The sequence below is a fragment of the Staphylococcus casei genome (assembly GCF_030294405.1).
GTDB lineage: Bacteria > Bacillota > Bacilli > Staphylococcales > Staphylococcaceae > Staphylococcus > Staphylococcus succinus.
Genome location: NZ_CP125718.1, coordinates 1499147 through 1524976, shown reverse-complemented (window position 1 = coordinate 1524976; position 25830 = coordinate 1499147). Strand labels below are relative to the sequence as shown.

27 protein-coding genes and 1 pseudogene are annotated in these 25830 nt (G+C 32.7%); 3 read left to right on the top strand and 25 right to left on the bottom strand.

The features are described 5' to 3' along the window. Positions 1-83: 83 nt before the first annotated feature. From QMO72_RS07455 to QMO72_RS07440, 4 genes are all read right to left on the bottom strand, one after another. Positions 84-1088, bottom strand: a complete 1005-nt coding sequence (locus QMO72_RS07455) for a Gfo/Idh/MocA family protein (RefSeq protein WP_103267230.1) — start codon at positions 1086-1088, stop codon at positions 84-86. Between the two features lie 37 nt (positions 1089-1125). After that, positions 1126-2268: a Gfo/Idh/MocA family protein gene (locus QMO72_RS07450; RefSeq protein WP_103267231.1), complete on the bottom strand. Its 1143-nt coding sequence runs from the start codon at positions 2266-2268 to the stop codon at positions 1126-1128. Beyond that, on the bottom strand, positions 2265-3170 hold the full coding sequence (locus QMO72_RS07445) for a sugar phosphate isomerase/epimerase family protein (protein ID WP_103267232.1): 906 nt from the start codon (positions 3168-3170) through the stop codon (positions 2265-2267). Before QMO72_RS07445 ends, QMO72_RS07450 begins: the two co-directional genes overlap by 4 nt. Positions 3171-3301: 131 nt before the next feature. Then, positions 3302-4168, bottom strand: a complete 867-nt coding sequence (locus QMO72_RS07440) for a sugar phosphate isomerase/epimerase family protein (protein ID WP_103267233.1) — start codon at positions 4166-4168, stop codon at positions 3302-3304. Between the two features lie 112 nt (positions 4169-4280). Here QMO72_RS07440 and QMO72_RS07435 point away from each other — a divergent pair, with 112 nt between their 5' ends. After that, positions 4281-5153 (top strand): AraC family transcriptional regulator, encoded by an 873-nt coding sequence (locus tag QMO72_RS07435; RefSeq protein ID WP_103267234.1) that lies wholly within the window; start codon positions 4281-4283, stop codon positions 5151-5153. Between the two features lie 534 nt (positions 5154-5687). Here the strand turns inward: QMO72_RS07435 and sucB are convergent. The 19 genes and pseudogenes from sucB to QMO72_RS07340 form a co-directional block, all read right to left on the bottom strand. Next, positions 5688-6944: a dihydrolipoyllysine-residue succinyltransferase gene (gene sucB / locus QMO72_RS07430; protein ID WP_103267235.1), complete on the bottom strand. Its 1257-nt coding sequence runs from the start codon at positions 6942-6944 to the stop codon at positions 5688-5690. Between the two features lie 13 nt (positions 6945-6957). Further along, the gene (locus QMO72_RS07425) at positions 6958-9759 is read right to left on the bottom strand and encodes a 2-oxoglutarate dehydrogenase E1 component (RefSeq protein WP_103267236.1); all 2802 of its coding nucleotides are present in this window, start codon (positions 9757-9759) and stop codon (positions 6958-6960) included. Between the two features lie 175 nt (positions 9760-9934). Then, entirely contained in the window at positions 9935-11290 is a 1356-nt protein-coding gene (locus QMO72_RS07420; RefSeq protein ID WP_103267237.1) for a HAMP domain-containing sensor histidine kinase, read from the bottom strand. After that, positions 11287-11949: a response regulator transcription factor gene (locus QMO72_RS07415; protein WP_103267238.1), complete on the bottom strand. Its 663-nt coding sequence runs from the start codon at positions 11947-11949 to the stop codon at positions 11287-11289. Before QMO72_RS07415 ends, QMO72_RS07420 begins: the two co-directional genes overlap by 4 nt. A gap of 489 nt (positions 11950-12438) precedes the next feature. Further along, complete coding sequence (locus QMO72_RS07410) at positions 12439-13053, bottom strand: phosphatase PAP2 family protein (protein WP_069824056.1); 615 nt, start codon at positions 13051-13053, stop codon at positions 12439-12441. A gap of 15 nt (positions 13054-13068) precedes the next feature. Beyond that, positions 13069-14142, bottom strand: coding sequence for an undecaprenyldiphospho-muramoylpentapeptide beta-N-acetylglucosaminyltransferase (gene murG, locus QMO72_RS07405; protein WP_103267239.1), 1074 nt, complete (start codon positions 14140-14142; stop codon positions 13069-13071). A gap of 10 nt (positions 14143-14152) precedes the next feature. Continuing rightward, positions 14153-14662: a GNAT family N-acetyltransferase gene (locus tag QMO72_RS07400; RefSeq protein WP_103267240.1), complete on the bottom strand. Its 510-nt coding sequence runs from the start codon at positions 14660-14662 to the stop codon at positions 14153-14155. Between the two features lie 22 nt (positions 14663-14684). Further along, positions 14685-16130, bottom strand: coding sequence for a S41 family peptidase (locus QMO72_RS07395; protein ID WP_103267241.1), 1446 nt, complete (start codon positions 16128-16130; stop codon positions 14685-14687). A gap of 156 nt (positions 16131-16286) precedes the next feature. Then, positions 16287-16508 carry a YozE family protein gene (locus tag QMO72_RS07390; RefSeq protein ID WP_103267242.1) on the bottom strand — a complete coding sequence of 74 codons (222 nt, stop codon included), beginning with the start codon at positions 16506-16508 and terminating at the stop codon, positions 16287-16289. Beyond that, positions 16508-17008, bottom strand: a complete 501-nt coding sequence (locus QMO72_RS07385; protein ID WP_069824052.1) for a PTS sugar transporter subunit IIA — start codon at positions 17006-17008, stop codon at positions 16508-16510. Before QMO72_RS07385 ends, QMO72_RS07390 begins: the two co-directional genes overlap by 1 nt. A gap of 14 nt (positions 17009-17022) precedes the next feature. Beyond that, positions 17023-17451, bottom strand: a complete 429-nt coding sequence (gene msrB / locus QMO72_RS07380; RefSeq protein WP_069824051.1) for a peptide-methionine (R)-S-oxide reductase MsrB — start codon at positions 17449-17451, stop codon at positions 17023-17025. After that, entirely contained in the window at positions 17444-17977 is a 534-nt protein-coding gene (gene msrA, locus QMO72_RS07375; RefSeq protein WP_199196661.1) for a peptide-methionine (S)-S-oxide reductase MsrA, read from the bottom strand. Before msrA ends, msrB begins: the two co-directional genes overlap by 8 nt. Before the next feature lie 126 nt (positions 17978-18103). Next, on the bottom strand, positions 18104-18943 hold the full coding sequence (locus QMO72_RS07370; protein ID WP_069824049.1) for a DegV family protein: 840 nt from the start codon (positions 18941-18943) through the stop codon (positions 18104-18106). A gap of 10 nt (positions 18944-18953) precedes the next feature. After that, the gene (locus QMO72_RS07365; RefSeq protein ID WP_046837414.1) at positions 18954-19439 is read right to left on the bottom strand and encodes a dihydrofolate reductase; all 486 of its coding nucleotides are present in this window, start codon (positions 19437-19439) and stop codon (positions 18954-18956) included. A gap of 41 nt (positions 19440-19480) precedes the next feature. Continuing rightward, a complete protein-coding gene (locus tag QMO72_RS07360; protein WP_103267244.1) occupies positions 19481-20437 on the bottom strand; it encodes a thymidylate synthase in 957 nt (318 codons plus the stop codon). Between the two features lie 264 nt (positions 20438-20701). After that, positions 20702-21136, bottom strand: coding sequence for a bacilliredoxin BrxA (brxA, locus tag QMO72_RS07355; RefSeq protein ID WP_103267245.1), 435 nt, complete (start codon positions 21134-21136; stop codon positions 20702-20704). A gap of 33 nt (positions 21137-21169) precedes the next feature. Next, positions 21170-22285 (bottom strand): conserved virulence factor C family protein, encoded by a 1116-nt coding sequence (locus QMO72_RS07350; protein ID WP_103267246.1) that lies wholly within the window; start codon positions 22283-22285, stop codon positions 21170-21172. A 25-nt stretch (positions 22286-22310) separates the two neighbouring features. Next, positions 22311-22559: pseudogene (locus QMO72_RS07345) on the bottom strand (NifU N-terminal domain-containing protein); the annotation flags it as partial. A gap of 13 nt (positions 22560-22572) precedes the next feature. Continuing rightward, positions 22573-22767, bottom strand: coding sequence for a zinc-finger domain-containing protein (locus tag QMO72_RS07340; RefSeq protein ID WP_103267247.1), 195 nt, complete (start codon positions 22765-22767; stop codon positions 22573-22575). 252 nt (positions 22768-23019) lie between these two features. Here QMO72_RS07340 and QMO72_RS07335 point away from each other — a divergent pair, with 252 nt between their 5' ends. Beyond that, positions 23020-23724, top strand: a complete 705-nt coding sequence (locus tag QMO72_RS07335) for a queuosine precursor transporter (RefSeq protein WP_069824042.1) — start codon at positions 23020-23022, stop codon at positions 23722-23724. Positions 23725-23740: 16 nt separating this feature from the next. On the opposite strand, the gene QMO72_RS07330 is transcribed toward QMO72_RS07335, so the two are convergent. Continuing rightward, a complete protein-coding gene (locus QMO72_RS07330; RefSeq protein ID WP_103267248.1) occupies positions 23741-24322 on the bottom strand; it encodes an RBBP9/YdeN family alpha/beta hydrolase in 582 nt (193 codons plus the stop codon). A gap of 164 nt (positions 24323-24486) precedes the next feature. Between QMO72_RS07330 and QMO72_RS07325 the strand changes: the two genes are divergently transcribed. Further along, entirely contained in the window at positions 24487-24888 is a 402-nt protein-coding gene (locus QMO72_RS07325) for a ribonuclease HI family protein (protein WP_103267249.1), read from the top strand. Positions 24889-24938: 50 nt separating this feature from the next. Here the strand turns inward: QMO72_RS07325 and QMO72_RS07320 are convergent, their stop codons facing one another. Further along, entirely contained in the window at positions 24939-25820 is an 882-nt protein-coding gene (locus tag QMO72_RS07320) for a 5'-3' exonuclease (RefSeq protein WP_103267250.1), read from the bottom strand. Positions 25821-25830 lie beyond the last annotated feature (10 nt).

Here is a 25830-nt window from a genome sequence, read left to right as displayed (position 1 = left end):
TATCAATTTAAAAATAGAAAAACACACTTCAATATCACTGACTGAAGTGTGTTGCAAAATTCAATTTAAACACAGTATTTTTATTAAATAACAAATGGAAGAGACCGTTCTAAATGGGATGATTGCGCAATAGTATCAACCATTGCTATAGAAGTTAATGCATCTTTTGCATGAATATAATGGTTAGAATCAGTAAGTATGCAATGGTAAAAATGATTTATGAGTTTGGCATGGCTTGGACCATAATAGGATTTAGTTCCAGGAGCTTTAATATCTTCTATGATAGGTATTTTATCTCCCTGGTCATTTAAGCGTGTAAGTATATTATCTTTAATAGTAAATTTTTCATTTTTAAATATAACTTGCAGTTCGACACTTGAATTACCAATACTAGCATTCGTTGCGAAATATAAACCATTGATCCCATTTTCAAACTTGATTTGTGCCGAAGCTGTGTCTTCAACTTCAATATTGTAATCTAATAGCTGAGTAATACTTCCTTTAATTGAAATGATATCGCCGCAAAGGTACTGCATCAAATCTAATGTGTGGATAGATTGGTTTATCATAACGCCTCCACCAGCTGTTTTCATATTGCTTCTCCATGGTTTATTAGTATAGTAAGATTCAGGTCTATACCAAGTTACAATGCCCTTTATACCTATGGGGTGTCCATATACGCCACTTTCAACTATTTTCTTTAATTCAAGCAGCGTATCATTATAACGATTTTGAAAACAAATACCAATTTTTACATTAGGATATCGTTGCTCCAATGCTACTAATTCCCGTGATTCTAGGGTATTTAGTGCAAGTGGTTTTTCCTGAAGTACATGTACCCCTTTTTCTACGCACTTCTTAGTAGCATAAGCGTGTAGGTAATGTGGTAAGCAAACATGTACGCAATCTAGTGATTCAGCTTCAAGCATATCGTCAATATTTGTGTAAAAATGAGCATGGTTAACTGAATGATTTAATAGCGGATTGTTATCGCATATTGCAACCAATTGTGCTTTAGGATTGTGGTTAATCGCTTGAATATGAACCGATGATATATCCCCTAATCCAATGATACCAATTTTCAACATTTCATCATCTCCATTTGTTAAATAGTTACCAAGCAAATTATTCTTCTAAATTCATTTTATCTTGTAAAGATTTATGGAATACGTTTGAATCGACAGGTAACGATACTTCTTTCCCTAGCCAACTGGATAAATAGATTGCATTTACAAGGCTAACCCCATTAATACCATCGCTACCAGAGGCGATTAGAGGAGTGTCATCTATGATATTAGCAGCAAAATTTTCTAATACATTTATATGTTGTTCACCCCAAACACTTTCAAATTCGATGACTTCTTGATCATAAATATCTTGAAGTCCATTGCCTTTAAAAATTTCAGAAGCTTCAGCCCATGTCATTGTATGATTTATAGAAGGCTCAGATTGCTTTAAGCGTGTAATTGTCATTTTTTTACTATCTTCAACTAAAATTTTTCCTTTATCTCCAGTTATTTCTAAGCGATCGGTACCGATAATATCGTGTGTGCAAGTAATGAACACACCAGTAGCGCCATTACCATAATCTAAAACTGTTGTAACGTCATCGTCAACTGTTATATCTCTTTGATAACCGTATTTAATATTAGCAAATACTTTTTTAGGTAATCCACATATCCATTGTAAAAGATCGATTTGGTGAGGTGCTTGATTTACTAATACGCCACCTGCCTCTTCTGTCCAAGTTGCACGCCAAGAACTTTGATCATAATAAGCCTGAGGACGCCACCAAGTAGTTATAATCCAGTTTGTACGTCTTATCTCACCTATTTCACCTGAGTCAATGAGTGATTTAAGCTTTTGATATAACGGATTTGTTCTTTGATTAAAGAAAATTGCAAATGTTACATCTGGTTTAGTATCAGCGATTGTGTTAATTTCTCTTACTTTACTTGCGTAGATATCTGCCGGTTTTTCCAATAAAGTATGAATGTTTTTTGATAACGCCACTTTACCTATTTCTGTATGCAACAGATGTGGGACAGTTGTTACAATAGCATCGACATCGCCACTCTCCAACATCTCCAGATAATCAGCATAAAATGGTATATCAGGATATGATGCCTTACAAATTAATTTCTTCTCTGGATCAGTATCACAGATAGCACCAATAGTTAAATTTTTCACTTTACCTTCACTAATAAACCTAGCATAAGTACTACCTTGTGCACCAAAGCCTATAATTCCAATCCTTACATTATTCATTCCGCATTCTCCTTTGTTTCAATATCGGCTGTTTCAATATCGGCTAAAATTTCCAATAGTGCATCATATTGCATCTTGTATCCTTCAGCACCATCGGTAACAACATTTTGTATTGTGTCAGTGGAATGCTTAATTTCTAAATCTTTAATGGAATCAAATACAACAAGATGTGGTTCAAGTGTTAAGAAACCGGTATACCCTTTGGCTATTGCTTGTTGTAATATTGATTTAATTTGACCATTGCCTGTCCCACAAACAACATTGGTATTATTCTCGTATACAGCGTCTTTAATATGAATATATTTAATATGGTCAGCCAACAAATCGTAACAAGCTTGAGTATCTTCACCACATTGTACGAAGTTCGCAAAATCAAAAATAGCTTTGAAGTGTGGCGATCCGACTTCGGTCAGTATCGTATTACAACGCCTTGCGATATCACCATATATTTCCTTTTCATTTTCATGAAGTAGCGTTATATCATACATTTTTGCAATGTCTGAAAATTGTTTGAGTTTGGTAATTACCTCGGATTGATAATCATCAAAATTAGCAGTCTCTGGAATATAGAAACTAAAGATGCGTATATAATTACATTCTAATACTTTGGCTATTTCGCATAAGTTTTTTAAGCTGTGTAATTGAGATTTAAACGCTTCTTCATCATCAATATAAATTTTACCAATTGGCGATCCAATGGAGGATACCCCAATATTGAATTTTTTTAATTTGGGTAATACATTGCTTTTAATTTTAGCTATCGAAAGTTGACTGATATTATAACCATCTATACCTCTAAGTGAGATATAGTGCATCCCTAATTTATGTACGGTTTCTAGTTGTACGTCAAAATCAGATGAAATTTCATCCGAAAATCCAGATATTTCGATATTTTTTAACATAAATCATTCCTCCTTCTTCTACGTTGATTGGTAAGTTTATTACAAAGTTATAGTAAGCGCTGATATTTATATAACCATCAACTATACATAGATATGATATTGCTGTTAAATGCCTTGTATAAGATATATTACTAAAACCATGATTTATAGCCCGATGCTATTAGATAATCGCGACTAACTGTTAAACAATCATAAGGATCAGATCCGTATAGCTCATCTTGCTCTACAAAGAAATATTCGCTTCCGTTATTTAACGCTGATGTAATGATATCTTTTAAAGGTAAAGTACCTTGGCCCAATTCTGCAAATTGTGTAATCATATGTAGCATATAATATATTTTTTCTTGCCCTTCACCCGGATATTGTGTCATGTCAACTTCACCGATGCGGTAATCTTTTAAGTGAATCGCACGTATACGATTCGTATAATGAGGAATAATGTCTATTGGATTTAACCCAGCTCTCCATAGCCAATGAATATCTAATTCAAAACCAAGTTGTTCTGTATGATCACGCATGATATCGAGCATAAATTTATCATCGTATCGTACAAATTCTAAGTTATGTGCATGATAATATAAATCAATGCCTTCTCTTTTTAATTTTTTAGCATAATTTTCGCAAATGCTAGCAAATTGTAAGGTTTTTTCTCTTGATCCCATATAATTAATGGGTAACATGCCGATTCTTAATATTGTACAATCAACAGCATGACAATCTGCAACGATCTTATTGAAGTTATGCTGTAAGGTATCGCCTGGGTATTTTTGTGTTGTTGAAATATCTTCGATACCACAAGACATCGCCGCAATATTCATATTAAAATCGTTAATTGCTCTTTGCATTTCAGATATATTGTGTTCTGTCATTTCTATCTGTGAAACTTCTACGGCATGATAACCTAATGTATCAATACTTTTCAAAACATTATAAATGCCTTTTTCTGCTACTTTTTGTTTGAGCATCATCATTTGTACTCCAATTTGAGGTTGTATCATATAACTCACCTTTCTCTAAATAAATGATATAATATACATTATAAATTGTTAGAAAATTATGAACATTGTAATTAAGGGGAAAAAGATTGTTTTTTGAGTAGGAGGAGCTAAATTGTCATTCACAGGGGATTTTAATGTTAAATTAGATTCTATTTCACTACCTAATGAAAATGAATATATTGCGTGGCATAAGATTAGTGATGGTCATTTTGGTAATGAATTACATTATCATGATCATTATGAAATATTCTTTTCATTATCTGGAAATATGCTTTACACAATAGAAGGAAGACAGTACCAATTAGATGTCGGTTCAATGTTGATCATTGCACCCTATGAGTTTCATCAATTAAATGAACAAATGGATGGACACGCTGAACGTATTGGTTTAAGATTCGATAGGAAATTATTAGCGGCTTTATCTAATTCGAATTGTCAGCTTGCTGCATGTTTTAATACACAAGACAATGATTTTAAAAGTAAATTGCAATTTAAAGAATCAGAGAAACGAGAATTATATTATTTATTACAAGGGTTAATTGATGAACAAGATCATCAACGTTTTGGGAAAAAACTAGCCGAGCAATCCTTACTCACCCAGTTCTTTATTATATTAAACCGAGTGTTTCTTGAAAATACTACTATAACCCTCTTAGATGATCCAGAGTCACAGCTCGTGCGCCAAGTGTTAGATTATATAGAGTTACATTACGCTGAACCAATATCACTAGAAGAACTGGAAAAGAAATTTTATGTGAGCAGACATAAAATCACGCAGCATTTTTCAAAATTAGTGGGATATCCACCTTATCGTTATTTAATACAGAAGAGGTTACAAAGTGCACAGTGTATGCTGAAAAATGGAGAAAGTCCTCAACAAGTTGCAGTTTTATGTGGTTTTAGTGATTATTCTAATTTTTATAGACGCTTTAAAACAACATATGGGTGTAGCCCTCGGGACTATTACAAACAACATTTAATCTAATGTTGTTGCGCGTTATAAATTTAAAGGCAGTATATATAGGAAAAGCTTGCTTTTACTAACTCAGATTTTTGAGTGTGCGCTAAAGTTTTATTTGAATTTTTAAGTATGTTGTTGTAATTGATAGTATTTCACGACATATATTTAGCAGTCTTAGGGCTACGTTAGTGTTATGTGCAAATATGCCTTTAATTGTTAAATGTATACAGTCTACTATTTACTCAAGCAGTCATGTTATAAATTAGCGTCAATAGACAATGGAAGTCGAAGATGACCAATATCTAAAAAACCTTCACTACTAGTATAGTGAAGGTTTTTTAGATATTAGCTATTACGGATTTTGTTGTTAAAAATAATATAATATCAAGTTGATTGAAAGTATACACGTAAGTGATAAAGCATTATGTATATCACTTCATTAAATTAATAAGGCTTTTTATTAAGTCACGTCTTATTATGTGTATGCAAGTGAATTGAAAAATACAACGACGCTGAACGCCGTTGTATTAGGATTAATAAACTATTTTGTGTTGTGGATTAAGATTCTAATAATAAATCTTCAGGGTTTTCAATTAATTCTTTAATTGTTTTCAAGAATCCAACTGCTTCTTTTCCATCAATGATTCTGTGATCATAGCTTAATGCAATATACATCATTGGACGGTTTTCAATTGTATCAGCATCGACTGCAATTGGACGTGTAATAATTGAATGCATTCCAAGTATAGCAGCTTGGCTACCGTTGATAATTGGGGTAGACATCATTGAGCCAAAAATACCACCATTAGTAATAGTAAATGAGCCATTGACCATGTCATCTAAACCAAGTTTTTTATCACGTGCTTTCTTAGCTAAATTAGCAATTTCATTTTCAATTTCAGCAAAGTTTTTCTTATCACAATCTCTAACGAAAGGTACGAGGAGACCATCATCTGTAGAAACAGCGACACCAATATCATAATATTGTTTTGTAATCATGTCATCGCCGTCAATTTCAGCATTTACTTCAGGATATTTTTTCAATGCTGCTACTGCTGCTTTTGTAAAGAATGACATGAAACCAAGTTTAGTACCATCATGATCTTTGATGAACTGCTCTTTTTTACGTTTACGTAAATTCATTACGTTAGTCATGTCTATTTCATTAAATGTCGTTAACATCGCTGTGTTATTTGATACTTCTAATAACTTTTTGGCAGCTGTTTTTTTACGACGAGACATTTTCTCACGTATTACAGGTTTAGTTGGATTTTGTTGTGTTGGTTTTTTAGCTTCCTCTTTAGCAGGTGCTTGTTGTGAAGCAGGTTGTTGGCTTTGGGCAACATGTTCTTTTCTAACAACATCATTTGATTGTGATGCAATTTCTGATAAATCAATGCCTTTCTCACGTGCATATTTACGTGCAGATGGCGTAGCATTAATGCGCTGATTATTGTCTTGCTTAGCATCATCGGTGCTTTGATTTTGCGCTTCTACCTGTTGTGATTGGGTATTATTTGAAGATGAATCATTTTTTTGTGCATCTTCTTTAGATGATGATTCTGAACTGTTACTTCCATTACCTTCGCCAACTACTGCGATTGCTTGCCCTACTTCAACAGTATCGCCTTCATTAGCTAGTAATTCTTGTAGAACACCTGCTTCTTCAGAAACTACTTCAACATTGACTTTGTCAGTTTCTAACTCTAAAATAGCTTCCCCTTTTTCTACACTGTCACCTTTTTGTTTTAACCATTCTGCAATGGTACCTTCTGTTATAGATTCTGCTAATTCTGGAACTTTTACCTCTGGCATGCTTGACTTCCCCCTATTTAATATTTGTACTTTGCTCTAGTATCATATTTTGAACGAGTTTGTGAATTTCACCATCTCCTTCGGCTGGAGCGGAACGTTGAATACGACCATGATAACTTAAGTCATATTTGTCAGTAGTTAATTCTTTTAGATACGGATAAACGAATGACCATGCGCCCTGATTTTTAGGCTCTTCTTGAACCCAAGCTACATTTTCGACATTAGGCAGTTCGTTTAATAATGCTCCGACTTCAGTAACAGGGAATGGATACAATCTTTCAACTGCTACTATGAGAATAGAATTATTTGGATGTTTAGCCAAATATTCTTTTAAATCGATAAACATTTTTCCTGAAGCTAAAATAACTTTTTTCACAGTGCTTTTTTCATGATCTTCTGGTAAAATCGCTTCGAATTTACCAGTAGTAAATTTACTAATTGGATCTGCAACTGTTTTATTACGTAATAAACTCTTTGGTGACATTACAACTAAAGGTCTCATTGACTCAGTACCTAAATTCGCTGCTTGTGCACGTAATAAATGATAATAGTTACTAGAACTAGATAAATTGACAATTGTCGCATTATTTTCGCCTGCAAGTTGTAAAAATCTTTCTAAACGTGCAGATGAATGTTCTGGACCTTGTCCTTCAAATGAATGTGGTAGGAATAAAGTAAGACCTGAGCGTTCGCCCCATTTAGCTCTAGAACTAAATAAGAAGTTATCAAAAATCATTTGAGCCATATTTGAAAAGTCCCCATACTGGGCTTCCCATATAGTCATACAAGATTTATTTTGAACGTTATAACCATACTCAAAACCAACTACTGCAGCTTCTGATAGTGGTGAATTACGTACTTCAAAAGTCGCCTTTTGGTTTGGTACATGGTGGAGTGGAACATATTTATCACCTGTATCAGGGTCATGTAATACTGCATGACGATGACTGAAAGTACCACGTTCACTATCTTGACCAGTTAAACGAATAGGTGTGCCATTCTGTGTGATAGTAGCAAATGCTAATTGTTCTGCTTGTGCCCAATCAACTAATCCTTCTTCGCTTTCAAATGGTTCATTACGCTTTTCTAATACTTTGTTAAGTTTTTTCAACACCTTAAAATCTGATGGATATGAAAGCATCGCATCATTTATTTTCTTAAGATTCTCAAAACTCAAGTTTGTATCTTTAGTTTGTATAGGTTCCACCAGACTTTCTGGTTTTTGCATGTCTGGGTTATCCATCTTATCGTTTTTATCTATTTTATCATGGGCAGCACGTAATGTTTTTTGAACGTCATCAAAAATAGTATTCATTTGATCTTCAGATATAATATTTTCACTGACAAGTTGTTTGCCGTATAAAATATCTACAGATTCATGTTCACGTATTTCATGATATTGTAATGGATTTGTAATGGATGGTTCATCCATTTCATTATGTCCATAGCGACGATAACCAACTAAGTCAATGACAACATCCTTATGGAATTCTTTTCTAAATGCCATTGCAATTTCTATAGCCTCTATCGTTGCTTCAACATTATCTGCATTTACATGCATGATAGGCACATCATATCCTTTAGCAACATCTGATGAGTATGTTGTAGAACGACCATCATTGGGTTCAGTCGTAAAACCAATTCGGTTATTTGTAATAATATGCAATGATCCACCGGTAGAATAACCATCTAAATTACCTAAATTCATTGCTTCAAAGTTAATGCCTTGTCCAGGGTAAGCGGCATCACCATGAATTAATATAGGCATAGATTTCTTGAATTCCGTAGAAACCTCACCAGCTTGATCCGTATTATCTTGTGTTGCACGTGTTTTACCAAGTACTACAGGTGCGACAATTTCTAAATGACTCGGATTATTAGCTAGAGAAATACGTTGTTCAATGCCATAAGACTGAGTCGTTTTCACGCCGCCAAGATGATATTTAACATCGCCAGACCAACCAGAAGTTAATTTTAAACTTCCATCTTGTGGTAAGAATTTCATTGGATCAGTATGCATAAATTCAGAAATCATCATTTCATATGGCTTCTCTAATACATGTGTTAAGACATTTAATCTACCACGGTGAGCCATACCGATTTGAATGTTTTGTATACCTTCATCGCTTGCTAGCTTTAATGTTTGTTGTAGCATAGGTACTAATGTATCTACACCCTCGATAGAGAAACGTTTTGCTCCTACGAAATTTTTGTGTAAATATTTTTCAAATCCTTCAACATGCGCTAAATTTTTAAATAGTTCAATTTTTTGGTTGTCATTTAATATTGCTTTGTATGGCGTTTCAATTCGACGTTTTAACCATACACGTTCTTTGTTGTTATTGATATGTGTATACTCAAAAGCAATTGGCCCTTTATAACGTTTTTCCATACGAACAATGGCTTCATAAGCGTTGTCATAGATATCTTTAAAATGCTCAGATACTATGCCAGCTGAGATAGACTCAAGCGTCTTTTGGTCTAAATTGAAGTCTTCAATATTTAATTTTGGAACGTGTTCTCTTGATGGTCTATTGACTGGATAAATATCTGCCAATAAATGCCCGTATTGACGAATATTATCTATCAATCTCATAACACGTTTGATTGTGCTATCACCTTTAGTCACAGTAGTTTGACCATCAGCTTTTGGTGCGATGTTAGCTTCACCGTTTTTAATTGTACTAAATAGGACTTGTAAATCTTCAGGGACTGAAGCTGGATCATTTAGATATATATCATATAAATCTAAAACATATCCAAGATTTGCCCCGAAATTTACAGGTGCCTCGGAAACCTGTTTTTCGTTGCTCATATTACACCCTCCACAAAATAGTTGAAACGCTTACAAATCAATAATATCATTAAATATCTTCAAATTAAAGTGCCAATAGCCTAGATATAAGAAAAAAGCAGACCCTAATTTAAAATAGGACTGCTTTTTTAATCTTTTATATAATAGTGTAGGATATAATTTTTGAAAATAAGCATTAAAATGTAATTTTAAACGTTGTGTACTTTCCTAGTTCACTTTCTACGTGAATTGTGCCGTTATTGAGTTCAATGATTTTTTTCGCTATAGATAAACCTAGTCCGTTACCACCTAGTTTACGAGAACGTGATTTATCTACCCTATAAAAGCGATCAAAGATAAATTCAATATCTTCTTTGGGGATACCTACGCCGTGATCAGTGATTTCAATGGATATTTGTTTATTTCGAAGGTTGGTTTGAATTTCTATGTGTTTATTGATTTGGTCATATTTCATTGCATTGTCGATAAAAATAATCAGTACTTGTTCTAATTGGTAACGATCAATATTTATATTAAGTGCTTTAGGATATGCATTAAATTCAAATGTGTAATCATAGTGAAGTTGTTCTAACGATTTTATACGTGAAGCAATTTCTTGATTAATTTCAACATTTTCTTGCTCACTTGCTGTACTATTTGTATTGTCTTTAGTTAGCAAGAGCAATTCCTCAACCAATTTAGTTATTCTTTCCATTTCCTCTAAAGAAATATCTAAAGATTCTTCTAATATAGCAGCATCTTTTTTTCCCCATCTTTGAATCAAATTCAAATGCCCTTGAATGATCTGAAGAGGTGTACGTAATTCATGTGAAGCATCTTCTACAAATTGACGTTGTTGGTTAAATGATTCTTCTAATTGGAACATCATTGCATTAAAAGTAACAATTAAATTATCCGTTTCTTCATAATTCGTAGTGAGTTCTACTTTTTCTTGGAAACCATCTCTACGAATTTGTTGCATTTTATTCGACATCAATAATAACGGCTTTGTAATTTGTGATGAAAAAAAGTAACTAATAATAGCAGTAATAAATGTTGCAATGATTCCAAAAATGAGTGCGATAAAGTATAAAGAGTTTACCAACATGTTGTAATCTTCTAAAGAATGAATGATTACACTATACCCTTTGAACTTTGGTGTGTCTATATGTCTAGTTAATACCAAATAATTAGTATTATGATTCTTTCTGACAGAAATATGATCTGTATCTCTTGTGGATAAATTTGGTGAAAAATTAATAGAATGATCATTAGATGTTTCAGTTATTTTGCTGCCTTGATCATTATATATAATAACTTTCTGAAAAGTACCAAGTGAAGCATTTAAATCTAGTGGTGTGATTTCTTCAAAACGCTTTGTTTCTATAAGCTTAGCAATATCTTGAGAAGTTCGTTCTGCTTCGTTTAATTCATTATGACGTAAAGAATTACTTAGAAAAAATATGATAATTAAACTAAAGAAAAAAATGGTTAAAAATGTAATTGTTGTAGTAATCAGCATCCATTTAGTTCTTAATTTTCTTTTTTTCATTCTCTAATCACATACCCGACGCCACGAACTGTTTCAATATATTTTTCTTTGCCATAGGGTCTTAGTTTATTTCTTAAATAACGAATATATACATCAACAACATTTGTCTCTACCTCACTATCATAGCCCCAGACATCTGCAATAATTTGTTCTCTTTGCAAAACATGGTTTTTGTTCTCAGCTAGTAGATATAGTAAGTCATATTCGGTTTTAGTTAGGTCTAGTGATTCACCATCTACAGTAACCTTAAATGCGTCTTTATCTATGATGATACCTCTAATATCAATGACATTTTTTTTCGGTTGTCGACGTAACATTGCTCTGATTCTTGCCAATAGTTCTTCAATATCAAATGGTTTAACAATATAATCATCAGCTCCATAATCTAAGCCCGCTACTTTATCATAAGTGTCGCTTTTGGCAGTGATAATAATAATGGGTGTGGTTTGTTTTTGCCTGATTTGTCTACATATTTCTAAGCCATTTATGTTGGGAAGCATTAAATCTAAAAGTATAAGGTCGTAAGTATTTGATAATGCTCTTTCTAAACCCGGCCGTCCATCATATTCAATATCTACAGAGTAATTTTCGTGTTCTAATTCAAGTTCTATGAAACGAGCAAGATTTTGCTCATCTTCTACTATTAATATTTTAGTCATTCGCTGCACCTCAACTTATATATTAAAGGAAAATGTACAATGTAGAAAGTCATCTGACAAAAATGTAAATATTTTGTTAATTTATAATTTTGTAATCACTTGAAATGAGAATGAATATCATTTATGATTAGGACATATCATTTGAGCCCAGTGTTTATATGGTTAGAAACACGAAATAAATAAATTTCCCTTTTCTAATTGACAATGATTCTCAATGATGTATAATGTAATTGAAAGTGATTCTCAATTCCAAACTAAGACATTCCCCCCCACACATATTTTGTTCTTAATTGGAATGATCATTTTCATAAATATCCCCTTTTATATGCCCGTAAAAGACTAACGTTGCGAGACAACGTGAAATATAAAAGCCGGTTTTACATTGTAAAATCGGCTTTTATAATAAATTTTGACACGAAAAAGCAGTTAGATGATTCATTCATCCAACTGCTTTTTTAATTTAGATATTATCAACGATTCAAAGCGCGTTTAACTTTGTAACTTATGTCTTAATATTAAAGAAGACAAAATGACGCAAAAAGCGCCCCCAACGATGCCAGCAATAATATCAGTTGGGTAATGTACACCTAAATAGACACGAGATGAAGAAATCATGACTATAAACAGTGCTGAAATACCGATCATAAAGGCCTTTGATTTACCATGTAATACTCGGTTTGCAATAAACATTGTACTTCCGAAGAAAGCAGCCGATCCCATTGCATGGCCACTTGGAAAACTGAAACCAGAGATATCAATTAACCTTAACAGCGTTGGCCTTTCTCTATCAAAAATATTTTTTAATAGAGGGTTTAAAGTACTCGATAAACTCATTGCAATTGCAAAAAATAAAGCTTCTATATTTAACCTTTTTAACATTAAATAAGCGATTAGCAATAAAGATAAGCATATCATAGCCCATACCTCGCCAATCTTTGTGACACCAAGGAAAAAGGAAGTAGTGATAAAGCTTTCTGAAGAATATATAAACTCGTATACTTCATTGTCTATCCACTTACCTAGTCGAGATTCATGGAAGAATGCAATGATGCCAAATATTAAAGTGAAAATAATCAGTAAAGATATTCTTTTCCAACGACTCATTGCACACACCTCCAACTATTGTTGCGAATCTTTAATGATTTTATGAAATAAGTCTTGTCGCGTATAACTTTCTTTATATGTTTGCATTTGGTCAACAATTGCATCACGATTCATCTCAATATCATTTAATTGTTCCATTAATTGTTGTTCAGTTAATGTATCTTCAGGGATTGTTCTGCCAAATCCTTTGCTCTCAAAATTCTTAGCGTTGTCAATTTGATCTCCACGTGATTGGTCAAGACCTAAAGGGATTAATAGCATCGGAATTCTAAGTGCTAAAAATTCATATATAGCGTTAGAACCTGCACGGCTAATGACAGTATCGGTAATCGCTAATAAATCTGTTAAATCATCTTTAACAAATTCAAATTGCGTATACCCTTCTTTATCAATCAATTTTTCATCTAATAAACCTTTACCAGTAAGATGAATCACTTGGTAAGATTTTAATAATGCATCTAAATTTTGACGAATCATATCATTTAATTTTTTACTACCTAGACTTCCACCCATAACTAATAATATTTTTTTATTATCATTAAATTTGGTTAATTGGTAGCCTCTATTTTTATTACCTGTTTTTAAGTCTTCTCGTACAGTAGCACCTACAAAATCTGCTTTATCACTAGGTAAGTATTGTAAGGTATCTTCAAAAGTTGTATATATTTTTTTAGCAAATTTTAGAGATATTTTATTGGCTAATCCAGGGGTAAGATCGGATTCATGTATGATAGTGGGTATTTTTAAAGTTTTCGCAGCAATTACAACTGGAACTGATACAAACCCACCTTTTGAAAATAATAAATCAGGCTTTTCTTTTTTAAGTGCCTTTCGAGCATCAAAAATACCTTTTAGAACTTTAAAGATATCTTTGATATTCTCCCATGAGATATACCGTCTTAATTTCCCACTAGAAATTGCATGGTAATGGATATTTGGCAATTGTGATTCAATCATTTCACGTTCTATGCCCTTTTTCGAACCAATATAGAAGGCTTCGTGACCTTCTTCTAAAGCTGTTGGTATTAAGCTTAAATTGACTGAGACATGTCCAACTGTCCCTCCACCGGTAAATGCGGTTTTCGTCATATTAAAACCTCTATTCTTCTAATTTTTTATAATAGGCATAAAAAGGTTCACCTTTATTATATGGGTGATAATCTATTTCTGCTTCGCCTACTTTATTAAAACCAAATTTTTCAAACAGGCCTTGAGCACGTTTGTTGATTGCAAATGTATCTGTCAACATGACATGAATTTGATGATCTAATGCTAGATTTACTGCAAAATCAAACAACTCAGAGGCAGCACCCTTATATCCTGATGCAACTGCTAGCCTATGTATAACATAGGCGTCAGTTCTATCTATTGGCCATTCTAATTTATCATACCACTCTGATTGCTGTTGGTCGACAACTATAAAAGCAATTATACGAGAATTTTTTTCTAGTATAAATAAAGTTTCAGCTGCTATATCTTCTTCAAAATGTTCCTCTAAAGGATAATGATCATCCCATTGATTATTATTATCTTGTTTCATAATCGCTTTAGCTTCTTCCACAATTTTCATAATACTAGGTAAATCATTAATTGTTCCAATTCTTATCATTAAGGGTAGCACCTCTTGGTAATTATTGTAGTTTTTTTAAAAGATCTTGTAGAACTGTATCTTCTTTATTTGCCTTATTAATGAGTTGTTTCGTAAATTGTTCATTTGTTTTTTTATCAAATGTACCATTAATATCTAAGTTGTTTTTCTCTTGAAAAGCTTCAATTATAGATTCTAAATTGCTATCAAATGTACTAGTATGATTATCTGTATTATATCCTAGGGCAGATAATCCTACTTTCATCGTTTTAACATTTTTGTTGTTATCACCTAATTTATAAGTTTTATTATTGGGAATAACATTTAAAGATTGATAAGCAGGCTCGCTTATCTTAGTATCTGGTTCGATACCTTTACCATGAATATAGTGCGCTTTCGGTGTGAGCCATTTCATATTTGTGAATTTTAATAATGAACCATCATCGAATTCTTGAGTAGTTTGTACGATACCTTTACCAAATGTCTTAGTGCCATACACTTTCGCTTTATCATAGTCCATCATGGCTCCAGTAAATACTTCAGAGGCACTTGCAGATCCTTTATTTACAAGTATAGATACTTTCATATCTTTAGCTTCTTTTAAAGCATCATTTGATGCTTGAACTTTTTCTTTACTGTTTCCTTTTTCGAGCTGGACAACGGTATCGCCTTTATCTATGAATATATTAGCCATTTTAACGGCTTCATCTAACAATCCACCTGGATTATTTCGTAAATCTAGAACAATATTACGCACGCCATCTTTATGGGCTTTAATTATTGAAGATTTTAATTCTCCAGAGGTGCTATTTTGAAATTTATTTATTGTAAATACACCGATGTTATTTTGTTTTTTGTACTCTACGCTTTTTACATGGATTTTATCTCTTTTGATAGTAATATCATGAGATTGGTTGGAACGTTCTATTGTTAAAGTTACTTTTGAACCTTGTTTGCCACGTACTTTTTTAACAATAGCTTCTAATGGTTGGCCTTTGACGGATTTCCCATTCACTTTGGTAACGATATCTTTAGGTTGAAGTCCTGCTTTTTCAGCTGGAGAATGCTTCATTGGACTAGTGATTTCAATTTTATTATTTTTCTTTTGCATTTCTGCACCTATACCAACAAAATCCCCAGACACATCTTCATTAAATGATGTCGTTTCTTTTTTAGTCATAAACTCAGAGTAAGGATCATCTAAATCTTTAACCATACCTTTGATTGCGGCTTCAGATAACTTTTCAGAATCTGTTTTTTTATAATATTCGTTATTAAGGGTTTTATATACTTTTTCTATTTTCTTAACTTCGGCGCGTTGCTGACTATTTAAACCACTACTCCAATTACTAAATGCAATGGTGGCGAAAATAGTTATTAACACAGTAATCATAATCGTTGCCAATAATAAGAATATAAAATGACTACGCTTAAATTTCACTTTTTTTGTAACTGGTGGTTCTTCATTTATGTCATTTTTTTCCGACATTTCATCACTTCCTAATACTTATGTAAAAATAGTTGTTGGCGAATTAAAATTAAAATAAAAGAGCAGGGATTGATCCTTATTCGATTAATCCCTGCTCCATATATGACACTTTAATATTGTAATATACTTAAAGATGTATCTACAAACATGAAATGATTAAAATTTTAGCCATTCTGTATATTCTTCGTATAAATCGTCAAATACGGACATAGAAATTGTGTAGTTACTTTGCGTTTCGATATAATCAGATAAAATATGAAATTCTTTTGCATGTCTTGGAAAAGATAAATCATCAAAGATTTCTTCTGCAAGCGTGCCTTTTTCATCCTTACGGCCTCTGACCGTTAACACAAATTGATAGAATGAATGATCTTTCATTAGTTCATTGTCACATCAACAATTTTTGTTTCGCCTTTAACTACAGAACTTACTTCAGAGACCGAAATAGATGCAGTATTATCAGAGTTTGTAATAATAATTGGTGAAATCACTGATTTAGCATTTTCTTTAATATACTCTAAATCAAAACGTAAAATTGGGTCGCCTACATTGACTGTGTCGCCACTCTCAACTAATATTTCAAAGCCTTCACCATCTAATTGTACAGTGTCTAAGCCAATATGAACCAGTAATTCTAAACCGTTTTCAGCTTTCAAACCAATTGCATGCTTCGTTGGAAATACGTTATCTACTTTACCATCAATTGGAGAAACAACTTCTCCTTCTGTTGGATTAACTCCGAAGCCTTCGCCCATCATTTTCTGTGCGAAAACTGGATCAGGAATATCTTCGATTTTTACATATTCACCTGTAATTGGTGCATAAATTGAGCTATCTTTATTAATTTCTTTACCTTTACCAAATAATTTTTTAAACATAATGTGTTCGCTCCTTATTTTTCAAAGTGTTTTTTTAATTCGCCATAACCTAATTCATCAAGCTTTTCAAACGGTATAAATTGCACTGCTGCTGAATTTATACAATATCTTAACCCGCCACTTTCTTTTGGGCCATCATTAAAGACATGTCCTAAGTGACTATCAGCATCTTCTGAACGTACCTCAGTACGTACCATGCCCATTGTTTTATCTACAAGTTCAACGATTTCATCGTCATCTAATGCTTTCGAAAAACTTGGCCAACCACAATCAGATTCAAATTTTTCTTCTGAAGTAAATAAAGGCTTACCTGAAAGTTTATCTACATAAATACCTTTATCAAAGTGATTCCAATATTCATTTCTAAATGGTGGTTCAGTACCATTTTCTTGTGTTACTAAGTATTCCATTTCATTTAAATCATTTTTGCTTTTTTTAATCATTTTGTTTCCCCCAATGTTTTTCGATAAATCCTTTTCTACCTGATCCACGTTGATATTGTTCATAATGGAGTGGATTCTTTTTATAGTAGTCTTGATGATAAGACTCGGCAGGGTAAAAGTTTTTATATGGTTTTATGGGTGTTATTACAGGACTATTAAATATATCTTGCTCATTTAATTGCTGTATTTTGGCTTCGGCAGCCTTTTTTTGATCCATATCATGATAAAAAATTGCAGGTTCATAATGTTCACCACGGTCAAAAAACTGACCTCCATTATCAGTTGGATCAAAAGTTTTAAAGTATACATCTAATATATTTTCAAATGAAGTTATTTCAGAGTCGTAAGTGATTTGGACTGCTTCTACATGTCCAGTTTGGTTCGTACTTACAGTTTCATAAGTGGGATTATCAACATGTCCACCACTATAGCCTGAAACAACACTTTCGATACCTGGATAAGAAGTAAATGGTTTAACTAAACACCAGAAACATCCTCCGGCTAATGTTGCATATGCCATATTAATCCTCCTATATCTATTTTGTCATAAAGTTACCATTATTTTAAGAGATATGCTATAAAATTGATTGTATATATAATATTTAAGACTAAAGTATTAAAAAGAATGTAACTTATATAGCAAAATTGTATATTAAGATCTTAAAACAACTAAACCAATAGCGCCTTGACCAGTATGGGTTGTGATGACCGGTGTTGTAACATTTGTATCAAATTGCGTGAAATTGAATTCCTCAGAAAAGTGCTTTTTAACTTTATCTACAAATTCGATAATATTAGCGTGCGCAATTCCGATAGATTTAATATTCTTATTGCCAATAAACGTACTAATTTCTTTTTTAAGAAATTGTATACTAGCGTTCTGTGTACGTGAATTATGAACTAATTCAATCTTACCATCAACTAATGTACCGACAGGTTTAATTTTCATCATGTTACCTATGAGCCCTTTGGTTTTACTGATACGGCCACCTTTGATTAACTGATTTAATTGGCCAATAACAACATAAAGTTTAATATTCTTCTGTAGTTCGACTAACTCAGAAATGATAGTCTCTGTTGACAACCCTTCATTATTCCACTCAACGATATGCTGTATTTGATATCCTAGGCCATATGAAATAGATTTAGAATCTATAACGGTAACATTGCTTTCTGTCATTTGGCTCGCTTGTAAGGCTGTTTGATAAGTTCCGCTCAGACCTGAAGTCATGTGAATACTAATAATTTCAGAGCCATCTTTCCCTAATTCATCATAGAGTTCAATAAATTTTCCTATTGCAGGTTGGCTCGTCTTTACATCAGCATTTTCTTCGATTTTTTGAATATATTCTTCAGAAGAGATATCAATTTGATCAATGAAAGCTTCTCCATCAATAGTTAAATTAAGTGGTATTACGTGAATATCATTTTCTCTTAAATACGCGTGAGATAAATCTGAAGTAGAATCGGTTACAATTTTCTTTTTATTCATATTTTTCCTCCTATGAAGTTTCCTTACGTATTAAATGTAAAAAAGTGTGAGGAATCGTATTCTTATCATCTAATTCACCTTTAACTGATGATTCAATTTCCCAATTTTTAAATGTATAGGGCGGGAAAAAAGTATCTCCATTATATTTATCTTCAATGACTGTAATGTACATATCATCCACTTTATCAATCATTTCTTCAAATAACGATTGTCCTCCAAATATGAATACATGTCCGGGCAAAGACATAATTTCATCCATCGAATGAATAACATCTACACCTTCATGTTTAAAAGATTTATTTCTTGTTAACACGACATTCTTTCTATTCGGAAGTGGTTTTCCGATGGAATCAAATGTAGCTCGCCCCATAACAAGCGTGTTGCCTGTAGTTAAAGATTTAACATGTTTAAGATCATTAGGTAAATGCCAAGGTAATTGGTTGTTCACCCCTATGACACGTTGTTGATCATGTGCTACAAGTATTGAAAGTGTCATAATTTTCCTCCTTGTTGTTTGAATTTAATATTTTAATAAGGTTATACTGCGATGGGTGCTTTAATTGATGGATGCGATTTGTAATCAATGATTTCTAAATCTTCATAATTAATATCAAATATGGATGCGTCAGTATTAATTTTCAATTGAGGTGCATCAAAGCTATCACGAGATAGTTGCGTTTCAATCGCATTGATATGATTTGAATAAATGTGGGCATCACCAAAAGTATGAATAAACTCGCCAACTTCTAAACCACATTCCTTCGCTATTAAATGTGTTAATAAACTATAACTCGCAATATTAAACGGAACCCCTAAAAATATATCAGCGCTTCTTTGATATAATTGACAACTCAATTTCCCGTCTTGTACATAAAATTGAAACATCGTATGACAAGGTGGTAAGGCCATTGTATCAATTTCTGTTGGATTCCATGCTGATACTATATGACGACGAGAATTGGGATTATGCTTGATTTGTTCGATGACAGTTTTAAGTTGGTCAAAATGGTTCCCATCTTTATCTACCCAATCTCTCCACTGTTTACCATATACGTTGCCTAAATCTCCATATTTTTTTGCAAAATCATCATCGTTTAAGATGTTATATTTAAATTTTTGCATTTCTTCTTTATATAGTACATTAAACGCTTCATCTGATTGAGCTCTGTGACCAAAATCAGTCATGTCAGGTCCATTATAATCAGAAGAATGAATATATTTTTCAAAAGCCCATTCATTCCAAATATTATTATTATAGTGAAGAAGATATTTAATATTAGTATCCCCTTTAATAAACCATAATAATTCAGTTGCGATTAATTTAAAGGACACTTTTTTTGTAGTCAACAAAGGAAATCCTTTTGTTAAATCAAATCGTAATTGATGACCAAATTTAGAAATAGTGCCTGTATTAGTACGATCATTTTTCTGCTTCCCTATTTCTAAAATTTCTTCGCATAATTCATGATACGATTGATCAAACGTATTTAGCATAACAGCCACGCGCCTTTCCATTCTGTAGTTATTTATATTTATCTTATTTGAATTTGGTGGTAATTAAAAGAAATACCTATTAATTGTGTAAAAATAACTTAAGTTAAATTGAGTATACAACATTTTTAGTGAAAACGTTTAAAAATTAAAGAATAACATAAAAAAACAACCCCCTAAAGCCTTAGCACTAGTTTCAGGATTTGGGAGCTGATTCAAATATTTAGATATTTGAGCTTGAAAAACAATGATTAACTCAGTGTATGATTAGCAATGTTCATCAAAAGCATCTTTGATGTCCATGCAAATATCTTGTATATCTCTACCTTCAATATGTTCACGTGGGATAAAGTGTTGCAATTCTTTTCCTTTGAATAATGCGTATGATGGACTTGAAGGGATTTGTTGGATATATGATCTCATCTCTTCAGTTGCAGCTTTATCCTGTCCTGCAAATACAGTAACTTTATGTGTTGGTTTTTTATCGTTTTGTTCAACAACTGTAACTGCAGCAGGTCTAGCTAAACCAGCTGCACAACCACACGTAGAGTTTATTACAACAAATGTAGTATCATCTGTTGCCACGTTATTCATATGGTTACTAACGTCATCTGGTGTTTCTAGACTTTTAAAATCTCGTTCTGTCAGTTCACTACGCATTTGTGTAGCTAATTCGTTCATATAAGCTTCATATGCATTCATTTATAACACTCCTATGTTTCTAAGATTATTTCATTATTTATTTCTGTTAGCAATTTGTTTCCAAACAGAGCCTAATGCTTCATCGCCGTTTTCAATTCGAGAAATAGCCATTTCAATTTGAAGTTTTACATCGTAAGCTGGATCATCTATATGTTTTTTTAAAGACGCCAATTGTTCAGGGCCACCTTCATCGAATATAAACATAGCAGCTCTCCAACGTACAATTTTCTGAGGATCCTCTAAAGCTTTCTCCATTTCTGGTAAGGCTTGTTTGAAACCTAAATCGCTTAAACAATCTCCCGCTGTACGTCTTACTGCAGGACTTTTGTCTTGCAGTCCTTTGTATAGATAAGGCAACACAGATTCATTTTCAATCATACCAAGTAGTACAACTGCTTCACGTCTTAACGGTACTTTTTGTTCCTCGCTTAACGCTTCACCTAGTAAAGGGAAATCCTGTTCTGTAGGTGTCGGAAATGATTTTAACATTCTAAGACGTTCTTTCCAGTTATCTGCTGCTTGATATTCTTCTAACGTTACATGCTGATATTGTTTTTGAGGTACTACAATGTCTGTTTTTAGTGCTTCATCGACAAGGGAATTTAATTTTTCATCAGGATAGAGTGCTATGATTTCGTCAAAAACTTCACTTAAGATATCATCTAGCTCCCCGTAACGTATGCCTAGGTCCTCCCATTTACGTAGAAAAACAATATTGTCAGAATCTTTTTGCGCTGCTAACATACTATCGATAAAAATCTCTGGTAATTGTTTACGTTTTTCTTCTGTATTTGTAGTAAGTTTAATTTGATACGGAATACCTTTAAATGTTAAGACTTCTGCTTTAACTTCTCCAAAATGTTCATCTGGCATTGGTTGGCTAGCAGTGTCTTCTTCGGCATTAAGCGTTGCTGTCACACTAGGCAAAACATCTTCCCAATCAAATTTAGGTTGCTTATCTACAGCTAAAAAATCCATAACATAAAATATAGATTTGACGCCTTCGATTGCTAATATGTCATTAATAAATTTAGGTTGTTCATCTTTAACTGACGTATACGTATTTGATTTATTGTCTTCCCTTTTCTCACTCAATACAATTTTCATTGTGTTTGGGCTCGGTGTTGGTTCAACACGAACTATTTCCATTAAAGGAACCTCCTTATTATATTTCGCTTAAAGTAGCTGTAACTTTAGGTAATACTTCGTCCCAATCCAATTCAGGAGATTTATCAACAGCTAAAAAATCCATGACATGAAATATAGATTTAACACCTTCTACTTCTAAAAGATCGTTAATAAATTTAGGTTGTCCTTCTTTCACCACTGTATAGGTATTTGATTTATTATCTTCTCTTTGTTCACTTAATACAATTTTCATTGTATTTGGACTTGGTGTTGGTTCAACATTTATGATTTCCATCTAAAGGGCCTCCTTATTGTAATTCATTTCCTAATTGTTTAATTTGTTTACCAATAGAACATTCATTTATACAAAAATGATGTGCTTGGGCTTTGCCTTCGTTCTTTCGAATGTGGTGTTTAAGTAGACATTGATTGCAGTAGGTGTTCATTAAATGATCTATTGCACTAATAGCTTCTTTCTCAGAGTAAGTAAGAATAATAGTCACTCTCCTGTATTACTAAAAATGAAGTGAAAGTACATCGTAAATGTACAATATATGATTTGACACTTGGTGGTATTATATCATTTGTGGCTACGATTGTTTAATATAAAATTTGTATTTATAACATTTATACAAACCAAATATTATAGAATTGAATGCTTTCTTGCAATTTTATAGTTTTCTGGTAAAATGATGCAGTTGTTAATTTTGCGGTTTCTAAACACCCGCACTATCAAAATTTAGGAGGAACTTAAATTGTTTAATGAAATATTCGGTGTTTTAACTTTCTTTGTAACATTTTTATTATTAATAGCTATGTATCGTCTCTTTGGTAAACATGGCTTAATTGCTTGGATAGCAATTGGAACAATTATTGCAAATATTCAAGTGATTAAAACAGTAGATCTTTTTACGATTTCAGCTACATTAGGAAATGTCATGTTCGCTTCTATTTATTTAGCGACAGATATATTAAATGATATTTATGGACGTAAAATTGCTAAGCGTGCTGTGTGGATTGGTTTTAGTTCAACATTAGTTATGATTATTGTCATGCAAATGTCTCTACATTTCACACCTGCAGCAGTGGATACTTCGCAAGGCGCTTTAGATGCAATATTTAACCTTGTCCCAAGAATTGCGCTTGGCTCAGTGATAGCATATATTATTGGACAACATTTGGATGTCTTAATCTTTTCGCTTATAAAGAACGTATTTAGTTCAGATAAGACTTTTATTATTAGGGCTTATGGTAGTACGATTTTTAGTAACATTATTGATACGGCACTATTTGTGGCGATTGCTTTTTATGGTACTATGCCAAATGCAGCTGTATTTGAAATATTTATTACTACGTATCTCTTAAAAATAATTTCAACAATTTTCAATGTGCCATTCGGTTATTGGGCAAAATCAATGCACCGTAAAGGCAAAATCCAAAAATTAGATGAAGGTTATTAACAAACACAGAGATTGGTTACATACCAATCTCTGTGTTTGTTTTATTTAGTATAGCAATAATTTGATCTTTTAAAAATTCGAAGGTGTGATAGCCCTCTTTGCCAAGGAAATGGCCGTTATGAGTGATAATTTGAGTCGATACGCCTAATTCATTAGACAAACGCTTAGTAGCTTCTACATCCACTATAGGATCTTCACTAGCAGCAATAGTTACAACATGTTGAGAATTAACTTTATCACATTGTACATTGGTTTGTTTAATATAGGTATCTAACTCTGGTAAGTTATCAAGTGTTTCATTAAAACCAGATATTAAAAACAATCCTTTAATTTGGGGAATGAGTTGTTGATGAGATAAGTAATTGAGTATGGTAACCACCCCAAGACTATGTGCAACAATAAGCGTGTTTTCATTTAATTTGCCTTTTAAACGATCATCTAATGCAGCATACCAATTTGAGGTCTGTGGATGATGCGTATTAGGCAAATAAATAATTTCTACATGATAATGATAATACGCCATTTCTTTGGCTAACCAAGCGAACCAATGACTATTTATATTTGCTTGATAGCCGTGTACGATAAACATATTATTCATTATATCACCTTCCATTTTCTAAATCCGACTATTATAGTATGTGTTTGTTATATATATCATAAGCGATTCAGTTAGAAATGCCAAATGATTTGATTATCAAATATATAGTATATCAATGCAGTATTTGATAAGATGAGCATATCTTTAATGATGTAGGTGAGAATATGGCGAAAATATATTTCGATGCTGCCACAGCTGGCAATCCAGGTGAAAGTGCTTGTGCAGTTGTGATAATAACGGATGAACAGCGGATACAATACGATACAAATTTAGGGATAATGGATAATCATAGTGCTGAATGGGCTTCATTAGTTTTTGCATTAGAATGTGCATTAGAACATGATATTACCACAGCATTAGTTTACACAGATTCTAAGTTAATTGAAGATAGTTTGACTAAAAGACAAGTTAAGAATGAAAAGTTCAAGTATTATTTTAATATGGTGCTCAACTTAGAACCCCACTTTGATTTGTTTTTTGTTAGATGGATTCCTAGAAATCAAAATAAAGAAGCGAATCATCATGCTAAAAACGCATTATATAAAATTACTAAATCTAAAAAATAAATATAGCGCGTTGATTACATAATAATCAACGCGCTATATTTTTATTTATCTTAACTGAAATGTGTCGATAAGTACTTACCAGATACATACAACTCATGTTCATTACATACATTTAAAATCTTAGAAATATCTGTTCCAAATTTCATATCTTGTAATAACTCATGCGTGTTCAAAGGAACTTCAGTATGAATTTTAGCAAGTGATTTAGATAATTTGAGGTTTTGCATATCTGCTTCAATTTTCTTTTGTTGGCCTGGCGTAAGTTCATTTAAAGCATCAAGGACGGACTCTACGGAACCGTGACTTTGTATTAATTTTATAGCGGTTTTTTCACCTATTCCCTTAACACCTGGATATCCATCGGCGCTATCTCCCATAAAAGCTTTTACATCAATAAGTTGTAAAGGGTTTAATCCATATTCACTTTGGAATCTATCGAGTGTATAGCGATTATAAATATTAAAGCCTTTTTTAGTTAACCAAATTTCTACATTAGGGTTAATACATTGGAGAATATCTTTATCTCCAGTGATGACATAAACTTGATTGTTGTCTGAGTATTGATGTGCTAGTGTCCCAATCACGTCATCGGCTTCATAATTTTGTACACCTATATTCACAAATCCAAATTGATTAGATACTTCTTTTACATAATCAAACTGTGGAATGAGTTCATCGGGAGGTGCTGGTCTATTTTGTTTGTATCCATCAAACATATCATTTCTGAAGGTTGATTTCCCCATATCCCAACATACAGCAACATGTGAAGGGCTGATTTCATTTATTGCTGTAAAAACGTGACGTACAAATCCTTGTATACCATTTGTCGGTGTCCCCGAAGAATTACGCATAAATTGATTGTGTAGACTTGTAGCATAATAGTGGCGAAATAATAATGCCATACCATCTATCAGTAATATTTTGTTAGACATTTTGTGAAGT

What these genes read in the sequence shown, in the direction of transcription:
- QMO72_RS07455 (WP_103267230.1), bottom strand. Translation starts at nt 1,088, where the DNA reads ATGTTGAAAATTGGTATCATTGGATTAGGGGATATATCATCGGTTCAT.
- QMO72_RS07450 (WP_103267231.1), bottom strand. Translation starts at nt 2,268, where the DNA reads ATGAATAATGTAAGGATTGGAATTATAGGCTTTGGTGCACAAGGTAGT.
- QMO72_RS07445 (WP_103267232.1), bottom strand. Translation starts at nt 3,170, where the DNA reads ATGTTAAAAAATATCGAAATATCTGGATTTTCGGATGAAATTTCATCT.
- QMO72_RS07440 (WP_103267233.1), bottom strand. Translation starts at nt 4,168, where the DNA reads ATGATACAACCTCAAATTGGAGTACAAATGATGATGCTCAAACAAAAA.
- sucB (WP_103267235.1), bottom strand. Translation starts at nt 6,944, where the DNA reads ATGCCAGAGGTAAAAGTTCCAGAATTAGCAGAATCTATAACAGAAGGT.
- QMO72_RS07425 (WP_103267236.1), bottom strand. Translation starts at nt 9,759, where the DNA reads ATGAGCAACGAAAAACAGGTTTCCGAGGCACCTGTAAATTTCGGGGCA.
- QMO72_RS07420 (WP_103267237.1), bottom strand. Translation starts at nt 11,290, where the DNA reads ATGAAAAAAAGAAAATTAAGAACTAAATGGATGCTGATTACTACAACA.
- QMO72_RS07415 (WP_103267238.1), bottom strand. Translation starts at nt 11,949, where the DNA reads ATGACTAAAATATTAATAGTAGAAGATGAGCAAAATCTTGCTCGTTTC.
- QMO72_RS07410 (WP_069824056.1), bottom strand. Translation starts at nt 13,053, where the DNA reads ATGAGTCGTTGGAAAAGAATATCTTTACTGATTATTTTCACTTTAATA.
- murG (WP_103267239.1), bottom strand. Translation starts at nt 14,142, where the DNA reads ATGACGAAAACCGCATTTACCGGTGGAGGGACAGTTGGACATGTCTCA.
- QMO72_RS07400 (WP_103267240.1), bottom strand. Translation starts at nt 14,662, where the DNA reads ATGATAAGAATTGGAACAATTAATGATTTACCTAGTATTATGAAAATT.
- QMO72_RS07395 (WP_103267241.1), bottom strand. Translation starts at nt 16,130, where the DNA reads ATGTCGGAAAAAAATGACATAAATGAAGAACCACCAGTTACAAAAAAA.
- QMO72_RS07390 (WP_103267242.1), bottom strand. Translation starts at nt 16,508, where the DNA reads ATGAAAGATCATTCATTCTATCAATTTGTGTTAACGGTCAGAGGCCGT.
- QMO72_RS07385 (WP_069824052.1), bottom strand. Translation starts at nt 17,008, where the DNA reads ATGTTTAAAAAATTATTTGGTAAAGGTAAAGAAATTAATAAAGATAGC.
- msrB (WP_069824051.1), bottom strand. Translation starts at nt 17,451, where the DNA reads ATGATTAAAAAAAGCAAAAATGATTTAAATGAAATGGAATACTTAGTA.
- QMO72_RS07370 (WP_069824049.1), bottom strand. Translation starts at nt 18,943, where the DNA reads ATGAATAAAAAGAAAATTGTAACCGATTCTACTTCAGATTTATCTCAC.
- QMO72_RS07365 (WP_046837414.1), bottom strand. Translation starts at nt 19,439, where the DNA reads ATGACACTTTCAATACTTGTAGCACATGATCAACAACGTGTCATAGGG.
- QMO72_RS07360 (WP_103267244.1), bottom strand. Translation starts at nt 20,437, where the DNA reads ATGCTAAATACGTTTGATCAATCGTATCATGAATTATGCGAAGAAATT.
- brxA (WP_103267245.1), bottom strand. Translation starts at nt 21,136, where the DNA reads ATGAATGCATATGAAGCTTATATGAACGAATTAGCTACACAAATGCGT.
- QMO72_RS07350 (WP_103267246.1), bottom strand. Translation starts at nt 22,285, where the DNA reads ATGGAAATAGTTCGTGTTGAACCAACACCGAGCCCAAACACAATGAAA.
- QMO72_RS07330 (WP_103267248.1), bottom strand. Translation starts at nt 24,322, where the DNA reads ATGAATAATATGTTTATCGTACACGGCTATCAAGCAAATATAAATAGT.
- QMO72_RS07325 (WP_103267249.1), top strand. Translation starts at nt 24,487, where the DNA reads ATGGCGAAAATATATTTCGATGCTGCCACAGCTGGCAATCCAGGTGAA.
- QMO72_RS07320 (WP_103267250.1), bottom strand. Translation starts at nt 25,820, where the DNA reads ATGTCTAACAAAATATTACTGATAGATGGTATGGCATTATTATTTCGC.